Origin of the sequence: Tateyamaria pelophila (assembly GCF_019966495.1) — a bacterium.
In the GTDB taxonomy this organism is placed as follows: domain Bacteria; phylum Pseudomonadota; class Alphaproteobacteria; order Rhodobacterales; family Rhodobacteraceae; genus Tateyamaria; species Tateyamaria pelophila.
In genome coordinates, this window is record NZ_JAIMIA010000057.1 from 19,880 (window position 1) to 30,505 (window position 10,626).

At 60.5% G+C, this 10,626-nt stretch carries 9 protein-coding genes; 5 read left to right on the plus strand and 4 right to left on the minus strand.

All coding sequences use genetic code 11. From position 1 onward, the window contains the following. Positions 1–88: 88 nt before the first annotated feature. On the minus strand, positions 89–1,099 hold the full coding sequence (locus LC354_RS16550; RefSeq protein ID WP_223425817.1) for an ester cyclase: 1,011 nt from the start codon (positions 1,097–1,099) through the stop codon (positions 89–91). Positions 1,100–1,101: 2 nt separating this feature from the next. Next, the gene (locus LC354_RS16555) at positions 1,102–1,566 is read right to left on the minus strand and encodes a hypothetical protein (protein ID WP_223425819.1); all 465 of its coding nucleotides are present in this window, start codon (positions 1,564–1,566) and stop codon (positions 1,102–1,104) included. Between the two features lie 156 nt (positions 1,567–1,722). On the opposite strand from LC354_RS16555, the gene trkA reads away from it, so the two are divergent. From trkA to hflX, 4 genes are all read left to right on the plus strand, one after another. Beyond that, positions 1,723–3,099 carry a Trk system potassium transporter TrkA gene (trkA, locus tag LC354_RS16560; RefSeq protein ID WP_223425821.1) on the plus strand — a complete coding sequence of 459 codons (1,377 nt, stop codon included), beginning with the start codon at positions 1,723–1,725 and terminating at the stop codon, positions 3,097–3,099. Beyond that, positions 3,099–4,646, plus strand: a complete 1,548-nt coding sequence (locus tag LC354_RS16565; protein WP_223425823.1) for a TrkH family potassium uptake protein — start codon at positions 3,099–3,101, stop codon at positions 4,644–4,646. Before trkA ends, LC354_RS16565 begins: the two co-directional genes overlap by 1 nt. A gap of 131 nt (positions 4,647–4,777) precedes the next feature. Continuing rightward, positions 4,778–5,017, plus strand: a complete 240-nt coding sequence (hfq, locus tag LC354_RS16570; protein WP_007119530.1) for an RNA chaperone Hfq — start codon at positions 4,778–4,780, stop codon at positions 5,015–5,017. Next, complete coding sequence (gene hflX / locus LC354_RS16575; protein WP_223425830.1) at positions 5,017–6,288, plus strand: GTPase HflX; 1,272 nt, start codon at positions 5,017–5,019, stop codon at positions 6,286–6,288. Before hfq ends, hflX begins: the two co-directional genes overlap by 1 nt. Before the next feature lie 106 nt (positions 6,289–6,394). Here the strand turns inward: hflX and LC354_RS16580 are convergent, their stop codons facing one another. Beyond that, the gene (locus LC354_RS16580; protein WP_223425832.1) at positions 6,395–6,940 is read right to left on the minus strand and encodes an rRNA large subunit pseudouridine synthase E; all 546 of its coding nucleotides are present in this window, start codon (positions 6,938–6,940) and stop codon (positions 6,395–6,397) included. Between the two features lie 52 nt (positions 6,941–6,992). Next, positions 6,993–9,461 carry a penicillin acylase family protein gene (locus LC354_RS16585; protein ID WP_223425843.1) on the minus strand — a complete coding sequence of 823 codons (2,469 nt, stop codon included), beginning with the start codon at positions 9,459–9,461 and terminating at the stop codon, positions 6,993–6,995. A gap of 105 nt (positions 9,462–9,566) precedes the next feature. Here LC354_RS16585 and LC354_RS16590 point away from each other — a divergent pair, with 105 nt between their 5' ends. Further along, complete coding sequence (locus LC354_RS16590; protein WP_223425847.1) at positions 9,567–10,439, plus strand: NAD(P)-dependent oxidoreductase; 873 nt, start codon at positions 9,567–9,569, stop codon at positions 10,437–10,439. Positions 10,440–10,626: the final 187 nt, after the last annotated feature.

The following is a 10,626-nucleotide window of genomic DNA, read 5'->3' on the forward strand; positions in this document are numbered from 1 at the left end:
TGTTTTTCGGCGCGAAAAACACCGGCTGATGCAACGTGAGCGTTGGAAAACGTGACGTTTTCCGGCCGCTTTCCGTGTCGGAAAGCGGTTACCTTGCGCGTGTTTTCAACTGGGCCAGCACATCAAGCCCCTGCATGTTCAAAAAGTGCAGAATGTCGATAAACACCCAGTTTTCGGCCAGCTTGTCGCCGTCACGCCGATAAATATCGACAACTCGCATATCCGCCTTTTGACCAGAGGGAGGCAGTCCCAGATACGGCCCCGTGCATTCCATCGTCAGATTTGGCCACCCAAAAAACCCACCGTATGCGCCTTCGGCCATACGGCAGATATGTCCGTTGAAGGTCCGCGCGCCCAACTGGGTTCTGAACGGACGCTGATGCTGTTCGATATAGCGATCTATCGTGTAGGTGGCGCCGATTCCGGTTGGCCCCCACCACAACATATCGTCGTGCCAGTCTTGCGCCAACTCGTCCTGCGGCGACAGTGGTACGTCAGACGCATTTGCGCGGTCGATCGCTTGTATCATGTCCTCGATTACATCCAGCGTCTTTACGCTCTGCGCGGCATCCTGTGCGTCCGTCAACAGGCCATCATGCGTCATGGGTCCGGGCTGCACCAGTTGTGCCGCTGTCATACCGGGCAGCGGGTATTGGCCCGCCTGTGCCATCAGATGCAACAGATCCACAAACATCGCCTGTTCAACAATTTGACCATCTTCAACCTTCGAGAACTCGGCATAGCGCAGCATGACAATTTTGCGCGTCGGCTGAATGCCCAGAAACGGCGCATCAAAAAGGGCCAGCAAATGCCCCATGGAGGCGACCCATGTGCTGCCCGCTTCGTCCAGATGGTTGTGCCCTGCAAAGAAGATATCCTGACGGCGCTGCACCCGACGCATTGCCGTCAGCAGGGGGGACCAGAAGGTCTCGGCAACGGCCGCTGGCCCGGATTGCACGTGAAACGGATGCATACCGCGCCACGTGGCGTCGGGCGACATATGCTGCGCCAGACAACTGGCCGCTGTTTCCGGGGTGGCACGCGAAAGGGCGGCGTGGTGGGCCTGAACGCAGGCCTTGGCACGTTGAAGGTCGGTCATGATTATCCTTGTGTGACGATGAGCAGGCTGCCGTCCTCGTTCCGGATCGCGCAGCTTTGTGGCCCGAGGCGGGGCAGAACTGTCGTTTTTCCCGGAGGTGCCGCATTTGCAACGCCAACGGGGCATATGGGAATGTCGACCGGACGGTAGCCGCGATCAGCCATGCATTGGGCCTTCACCCGACTGCGCAGGCTTGCATTGACGTCGACGGTATACACGTTGCCGGGCACCCAATATCCTCCGCCCCCATAGCAGCGTCCATGTCGGTCGCAGGACCGCTGCGGCACGAAGATCGGAGCGGTTTGCCGCGTTTGATTGGCAACCGGCGCATCGCGCAAGGCGGCCACGTCACAGGCCAGTTCATCCCTGTCCCGCTTGGCGACGCTGACACCCTCGGCGTAATAGGTGGACACGGGGAAACATCCGATCAAAAACGAGCAGAACAGGAAAGCGATAGAGAGGCGCATGCAAAAGACCTTGCCGCAGTGCTGCCGCTTTGACAATCACGATCCGTACGGGACGGATGCGAAACGTTGACCGGGCTCGCACGCTCTGTCATGCAAGGATGCTGAACAAGGCCGTGCCAGGGCAATATCGAGCACAGCGAAGGACGAGGGTGTGCCATGAAGGTGATTATCTGCGGGGCAGGCCAGGTGGGGTGGCAAATCGCCCGTCACCTGTCGGGTGAGCGCAACGATGTGACCGTGGTCGACAGCGATCCCGATCTGGTCCGACGGGCGACCGACACGCTGGACGTTCAGGGAGTCGCGGGCTTTGCCAGTTACCCCGATGTGCTGGACCGGGCAGGCGCACGGGATGCCGACATGATCATTGCCGCGACCTACTCGGACGAGGTGAACATGGTCACTTGTCAGGTGGCGCATTCCGTATTCGGCATCAATCGCAAGATCGCCCGATTGCGCAGCCAGGCCTATCTTACGGCCATCTATTCCGACCTTTACCGCCGGGACCACATGCCGATCGATGTGGTGATCAGCCCCGAACGTGAAGTCGCCGCTGCCGCCCTGCAACGTCTGAGCGCTCCGTCGGCGTTTGACACGGAATTGTTCATGGATGATCAGGCGCAATTGCTGGGCATTTCGCTGGGCGCTGATTGCCCGGTGCTCAACACGCCGCTGCGCCAGTTGACCGATCTCTTTTCCACCCTGCGTGTGGTGGTCGTGGGCGTGCGCCGCGACGGGATGCTGTTTGCGCCCGAGGCGGGGGATCAGCTCTTTGCCGGAGACGACGCCTATATATTCTCCCATGTCGACGATGTGCCGCGCACGATGGAAGTGTTTGGCAAAACCATGCGCAAGCAGGAACGCATTGTGCTCGTGGGCGGCGGCAATGTGGGCCTTGCCGTGGCGAGCGCACTGGAAAAGCAGACAAACCGGGTGCGTGCCAAGGTCATTGAACGCAACCGGCGATGCGCCGAACTGGCCGCCGAAGCGCTGGAGCGGACGATTGTGTTGCACGGCGATGGCCTGGACGTCGGGCTGCTGCACGAGGCGGGCGTTTCGCGTGCGGATGCGATGCTGGCCGTGACTGACGACGACAAGACCAACATGCTGGCTGCCGTGCGCGCCAAATCCGAAGGCTGCCCCTATGCCATCGCCCTGATCAACGACCCGACATTGGTGCCGATGATGAGCACCCTGGGCATCGACGCCTATATCAACCCGCGAGCGACCACCGTCAGTTCGATCCTGCGCCATATTCGGCATGGGCGCGTGCGGGCGGTCTATTCCATCGGTGATGCCGACGCCGAAGTGATCGAGGCCGAAGTGTTGTCGACGTCGCCGCTTGCCGGCAGGAAGATCAACGAGATCGACTTTCCCGAAGGTGTGCTGATCGGCGCGATACGCAAAGGCGACAAGGTCATGCGCCCGGTGGGGCGGACCCGGATCGATGAAGGCGATGTGATTGCAATATTTGCCCTGACCAAGGACGTGCCGGAGGTGGAGCGCCTGATGCAGGTGTCCATCGACTTTTTCTGATGCCGAAGCGCATCAAGCAAAGCCAGACCTTTGGCGCGCGCCTTTGGCGCTTGCCCCTGTTCGTGCTGATGATCGGTGTGGCTTCGGCGGCCATGCTGGTGCCCGCGGTCTACGGCGGTGTGGTGCGCGAACTTGAGACCGCACGGGCGTTTTTATACAGCGGCTTGCTCGGCCTGATCATATTTGGGCTGATCGCCCTTGCCCATGCCGGTCGCGACAGTCGCCACGGCACATTGGGCCCGCTTTTGTCGCTGCTCAGCGCCTTCGTTTTTCTGCCGTTGATGTTGGCCGTTCCGTTTTACGAAGGCGTGGGCACAACCACTTTCCTGCATGCCTATATCGAGATGGTCAGCGCGATCACCACCACCGGTGCCACTCTGTTTGACGATCCCGAACGGCTGAACGGCACGCTGCATCTGTGGCGCGCGCTGGTCGGGTGGATGGGCGGGCTTTTGATGTGGATTGCGGCGTCGGCCATCCTGGCGCCACTGAACCTCGGGGGCTTTGAGGTGACCGCCCGCGCCGAGCCCGGACGCCGTGAAACGGTTGGCCCGGGCATGACGGTGCCCGAAGCCCGTGTGAGGATCGCCAGCGTCGGGTCGGTCTTGCTGCCGATTTATGTGGGCCTGACGCTTACGCTTTGGCTTTTGTTGGTTGTTGGCGGCGATCGATCGCTGGTTGCGCTGTGCCATGCGATGTCTGTGATGGCGACCTCCGGTATCTCTCCGGTCGGGGGGCTGGAGCAAGACGGGTCCGGCATTGCGGGCGAAGCCGTGATGTTGTTGTTCATGCTCTTTGCGTTGTCCCGGCTGACCTTTTCGACAGATACGGTCACCTCTGACACGGGCGGCCTCGGCCGAGACCCTGAATTTCGCATTGGCGTCGGGCTCATGGTGATCGTGCCGGTGGTCCTGTTTCTGCGGCATTTCATCGGGGCGTTTGATGTCTCGGCCCAAAATAGCGTGGAGGATGCGGCATACGCCCTCTGGGGCAGTGCGTTCACGGTCTTGTCTTTCTTGACGACAACCGGTTTTGCCTCCGGCAGTTGGGGCGCGGCGCAAGCGTGGTCCGGGCTCGAGACGCCTGGATTGCTTTTGATGGGGCTCGCGTTGATCGGCGGTGGCGTGGCCACCACGGCGGGCGGGGTCAAGCTGCTGCGGGTCTTTGCGCTCTATCAGAACGGTCTGCGGGAGATGGAGCGGTTGGTGCATCCCTCGTCGGTGGGGGGTGGCGGGCGGTTTGGACAGCGTTTGCAGAAGGACGGAGCATTCATCGCGTGGATTTTCTTCATGCTTTTTGCGCTGACATTGGCGTTGGTCACCATCGCGCTGACCGCAACGGGTGTCTCCTTTGACACCGCTTTGGTGATGACGGTCGCCGGGTTATCGACCACGGGTCCGCTTTTGGAATTCGCGGGCGACAGTCCCATTCTGTTGATTGAAATGAACAATACCGCCAAGTGTATTTTCGCCGCCGCGATGGTGTTGGGCCGACTTGAAACGCTGGCGATTATCGCGCTGTTTACACAGGATTTGTGGCGCGGTTGAGCGAACCTTTGCGACAGGTGTTTAACGGACTGTTTTTTGGGGTGGAATCTTGTTGACCCCCACTTCATACTCCCGCGGGAGGGACGGTCTGATTTGCAGGCCAAGACAATAAAAAAAGGGTTCCCCCAGATATGGCTTCCGATAGACAAAATTTGCAGGATGCATTTTTAAACCACGTGCGCAAAACAAAGGTGCCCGTGACCATATTTCTGATCAATGGTGTAAAATTGCAGGGCGTTATCACCTGGTTTGACAACTTCTGCGTGCTGTTGCGTCGGGATGGGCAAAGTCAGCTTGTTTACAAGCATGCGATTTCCACGATCATGCCCAGTCAGCCGATCAGTTTGTACGAGGGCGAAGACGCGTCCTGATGGGAGATACTCCAGAGTTCACGCGCGCGTGGGTTCTTCATCCCGACATAAAATCGGATAAAGACCGTCGCGCGGCAAATCTTGCGTTGGCGGAGGCTGTGTCTTTGGCACATGCCTTGCCTGAATTGCAGGTGGTCGGTCAGGAGATCGTGCCGCTGCCGCGCGTCCGCGCGGGCATGCTGTTTGGCAAGGGCAAGATCGAAGAGTTGGCGCAGCGTATCCACGCCGCCGACGTTGAACTGGTTTTGATCGACGGGCCCGTCACGCCAGTCCAGCAACGCAATCTGGAAAAGGCATGGAAGGTCAAGCTGCTTGATCGTACCAGCCTGATTCTGGAGATATTTTCGGACCGGGCCGCGACCCGCGAGGGCGTGTTGCAGGTCGAAATGGCGGCATTGACCTATCAGCGGACCCGGCTGGTGCGGGCCTGGACCCACCTGGAACGGCAACGGGGTGGTCTTGGCTTTGTCGGCGGACCGGGGGAAACACAGATCGAAGCGGATCGCCGCGCCATCGACACGCAATTGGTGCGCTTGCGCCGTCAGCTTGAAAAAGTCGTCAAGACCCGGACCTTGCACCGGGCTGCGCGGGCTAAGGTGCCGTATCCGATTGTCGCCTTGGTTGGATATACCAACGCGGGCAAGTCGACGCTGTTCAACCGCCTGACCGGGGCGGATGTGATGGCCAAGGATATGCTCTTTGCCACGCTGGATCCGACGATGCGGCGGGTCGAGATCGAGAACGGGCCCGAGGTCATCATGTCGGACACTGTGGGATTCATCTCTGATCTGCCGACCGAGTTGGTCGCCTCGTTTCGCGCCACGCTGGAAGAGGTGCTGGCGGCTGACATCGTGCTGCATGTCCGCGACATTTCACATCCCGAGACAGAGGCGCAGTCCGAAGATGTGGCGGCGATCCTGACAGATCTGGGGGTGGGACCGGATCGAGTCCAGTTCGAGGTCTGGAACAAGGTTGATCTGTTGCCGGACGACGAGGCCGAAGCCATCCGCGCGCGGGCCGATCGCGAAGATGACGTCTTTGCAATCTCGGCCATCACCGGCGAGGGCATCGAGGCGCTGCTGGATCATGTGGCGCAGGCTCTGATGGGCGGACTGGTGTCCGAGACGCTCTTGCTTCCTTATGCGGAAGGGCGCAAACGCGCATGGCTGTTCGAGCAGGATGTTGTGGAGGCGGAACGGCAAGGAGAGGACGGTTTCGAGTTCGACGTCAAGTGGACACCAATCCAGAAAGCCCGGTTCGACGGGCTTTAGGCGCCGCGTTTTCCGGCACGGAAAACGGCCGGAAAACGATACGTTTTCCGATGCGCGTGTGATTTTGGGGCTGTCTTCCAGACGAAAGCGGGACTGCCCCATCGTGTTATGCCATTCGCCACTCACCCGGTTTCAACCCGTCAAGTGTCCAGTCTCCGATCCGGACCCGGATCAGGCGGAGCGTGGGAAACCCGACATGTGCGGTCATCCGTCTGACCTGACGATTGCGCCCTTCGGTCAAGGTCAGTTCCAGCCAGCTGTCCGGTACGGATTTACGCATCCGGATGGGTGGATCGCGCTTCCAGAGTGGTTCGGGGGGCGGTATTGCGCGGGCTTGTGCAGGGCGGGTTCTGCCGTCTTTGAGCGTCACGCCGGTTTGCAAGGCCTGCAGGGCGTCTGCCGAGATATCGCCTTCGACCTGCGCCCAATACGTCTTGGGTGCCTTGAATTTGGGGTGGGCAATCCGTGCCTGAAGTGCGCCGTCGCTGGTCAGCACCATCAGCCCTTCGCTGTCACGGTCCAGACGTCCGGCGGCATAGACACCCGACACGTCTATAAAAGCAGAGAGCGTGGGGCGCTTGGAACCTTCCGTGCCTTTATCGGTGAATTGAGACAGCACGCCATAGGGTTTGTTGAACAGGATTGTGGTCATGGCTGGTCGGCTGTCTCGGGATTTTTCGAATCAATGAAAAGCGGAGCGTGCATTACTGGAGCGGAACGAGCCGGGTGACGCCCACGCTGGCCGCCCGTGCGAGCCCTTCGTCCAGTGACATCGGTATATATTCTCCGCGCCGCCACAGCTGGGCCAGATCATCGTAATGCCGCGACAGGAAATGTCCCGATTGCCCGGTCGAGCTGATAAAGACCGAAGAATTCGGATCAGCAAAGTCATAGACGCCCCGGTAACCGGCGCCATGCACGTTCTGGAACGGATTGGGGCCGGTGCCTTTGGTCTTTCCTCGCATCAACGTGTTGTCGCCGCCCGAGGTCGATTGCCTGATATTGACGAAATAGCGCAGCACCGGCACTTCGCCCAGAACCTGATGGTCGTGGGTGGCCTGATGTGCATCCCCCCAGCGCAGACTTTCAAGCTGCGTGCCCCAGTTTTCGTCGATCCAGATCAGCGCGTCGTCCAGTGCCAGCCTTGCCATGTCCGCGCAGGTCTCGACCGGGGCGGACTGTTTTACGTCGCACCATATGGCGGCCCCCTCGACGTCGCGAAAGACACGTTCGATGAACAAGGGTTCCACGTGGTTCAGCGAATTGGCCATCGGCCCAAGTTCATCCCGGATCAGCCTGTCCTGCAAAGCGCGCAACCAGGCGGCGTAGATCAGCGGCTCGGGCCAGTGTTCGTTCATTTCACCGTTCCATTCGGCCAGCAGGGCCAACGCCCGTTGTCTTTGCCGTTGGGCAGTGCCGTCGGGAGCGGCCTCGCCGATGAACCATAATTCCGCCCCGATCAGCGGCAAGAGGGAGCGGGCCGTGAACGATACCGTATCGAGTTGCGCCTCGATGAAGCTGTCGCGGGTGTGCACTTCGCGCGCCTGCATCAACCGTTGCCAGCGCTGGATCCGCTGGGTGTCGCCCCATTTGTAGCTCACGTGGTTGGGAAAGGGCCGGTCAACAGTCTTGTTGTTCGTGTTGCCAAGGATACCGCCGACCGGAGAGACAAAGCCGGGATTGGAACTGTAGGGCATCCGCCCTTGCCAGCGGTTTTCGGAACGCCATCCGAGGCTTGGCAGACGCCCTTTGCTTTGGTGGTTGATGTCGCGCCTTGGGATCGCGCCGATGGTCTTCATGGCAATGCTGCCCCGGTCGACCAGCGTCATGTTTTGTGCGGGCGCGATGTAGGTTTCTGACGCGACGATCGCCTCGGCCACGGTGTGGGCCCGCATCACTTCCAGGGCGGCTTGCAGCGACGTGTCGCGTGGGCTGAGAGCTGTCCAACTGAGCGCGACCACGTGTCCGGGCGGGGTGATCGCCGCGAGATTGCGGAAACTGCCGGGCATCACGGGCCCGTTATCTGTCCAGCGCAGTGTGAGCGTGACCGGATCTGCATCCGCGACTTCAATGATCGACGCGCGGCTTTCAAATTCCTTGAACCCGGTTGGTGTGCGGTATTGCAGCGGGTTGTCGGGGTTGAGCTCTTCGATAAACAAATCCTGATCGTCCACATTGGCCGACGTCAGGCCCCAGCCCAAACGGTCAGAACGCCCGGTCAGCACCAGCGGCATGCCGGGAATGGTGCCACCTATGACGCCGCCACTGCGCAATTCCAACCGGGCGAGGTACCAGACGGACGGGGCCGTCAGGCCCAGATGCGGATCGTTCGCCAGCAAAGTGCCGCCCGAAGCGGACCGCGAGGCGGCGGCCGCCCACGCATTGGACGCGCCCGCCAGACCGTGAGGTTTGAACGGCGACAGCGGGTGCGGTTCCGCGAAATCGTCTGTGGCATAGATTTGCTGCGCGCCGGGCACGAGCGCTGCATATTCCGGCAGGCTCGCAATGCCGGGTCCGGGCACGTCCGGCAAGATGTCCGCGAGGCGGGCAGGGTCCTCCAGCGCAAGAGACATCCGGGCCCGCAGGATCTCGTTTTCCATTTGCCCTGCCAGTTGCAGGCCCATGAGTTTGGCAATGACGACACTGTCGGCAGGCCGCCACGGGGCCAGAGGCGCGTTGAACAGGAACATTTCGGGTGCGCCGCGGCCCAGGGCCTCGGTGTTGATCTGGTCCAGACGCGCGTTGACGCCCGCCGCATAGGCGGTAAGGGCTTGTTGTGTTTGCGCATCCAATGCCTCGACGGATTGAACGGCGAGGTTGTAGATATCCAGACGACGGATGAAGCTGTCGATATCCAGCGTGGCCGTGCCAAAGAGTTCCGAAAGCCGCCCTTGCGCCGTACGACGCAACATCATCATCTGCCATAGCCGGTCCTGGGCATGGGCAAAGCCGAGCCCGTGAAACACGTCTGCGTCCGTCTCGCCAAAGATATGAGGGACGTTTGCGTTGTCGCGCACGATCTCGACCGGGGCCGAAATAGCCGGAACGCGCACCACGGCGTCGTAGTTCGGCAGAGAGCGCGAGGCGAGATAATAGACCATCGACACGCCAAGGACCGCGATCACGATCATCGCCGCCGTCGCCCGCACCAACCATTGAAACACAACTGCCATTCGAGCCTCTTGCACGCGGGCCTGCCGTTGACCCTTGGGGTGTGACTGTTAAGTAGACACCGGTCAAAGCGCAAGTCGCGCACAGAAGACGACAAGGGGAAAGACATGGCGAAACTGGCATTTTTGGGTCTGGGTGTGATGGGCGCTCCGATGGCGGGACATCTACAGAAAGCAGGCCACGATGTGACGGTTTACAATCGCACGGCATCAAAGGCGCAGGATTGGGTGAGCACCTGTGGCGGTGCCATGGCCAAGACGCCGCGGGAGGCCGCCGAAGGCGCTGATTTCGTGATGGCCTGTGTCGGCAATGATGACGATCTGCGGTCAGTCTGTCTGGGGGATGACGGCGCGTTTGCCGGTATGCAAAGCGGATCGGTCTTTGTGGATCATACGACGGTTTCGGCTGCGGTCACGGCAGAGCTTTATGAAGCGGCAGACGCATTGAAGATCAGTTTCGTCGACGCACCTGTGTCCGGTGGTCAGGCAGGGGCCGAAAACGGTGCGCTGTCGATCATGTGTGGTGGCGATGACAGCGCCTATGCGCGCGCGGAACCCATCATCCAGCCCTATGCCAAACTGTGCCGCCGGATCGGCGGAAGCGGGGCGGGCCAGATGACCAAGATGGCCAACCAGATTGCCATTGCCGGCCTTGTTCAGGGTCTCAGCGAAGCGCTGCATTTCGCCGAAAAAGCAGGCCTTGATGGTCGCGCGGTCGTTGAAGTGATTTCGCAGGGCGCTGCGGGTTCCTGGCAGATGTCCAATCGCTACGAGACAATGCTGGACGATCATTTCGAGCATGGATTCGCGGTGGATTGGATGCGCAAGGATCTGGGGATCTGTCTGGATACCGCCGACGCAAATGGTGCCAGCCTGCCCGTGACGGCACTGGTCGATCAGTTCTACAAGGATGTGCAGAAAATGGGCGGTGGACGTTGGGATACGTCTAGCCTGTTCAAGCGTCTCCAGGCGATGGGCTGAGCGTGACTGTCGGGGTCGGTGCGCAGAGACGTGCCCGATCCGGCGACTTGACTTTCCACCTAATGGATCGAAGCCACCGGCTTCTAGCCGGTCCGCTTCAGCGAATCTTTCTCTGATCTTCTCTCCTGAATTTTGAAACCCGCTGTGGCGGTATGGTTTCAAAATTCAGGAGAGAAGATCATGCGTT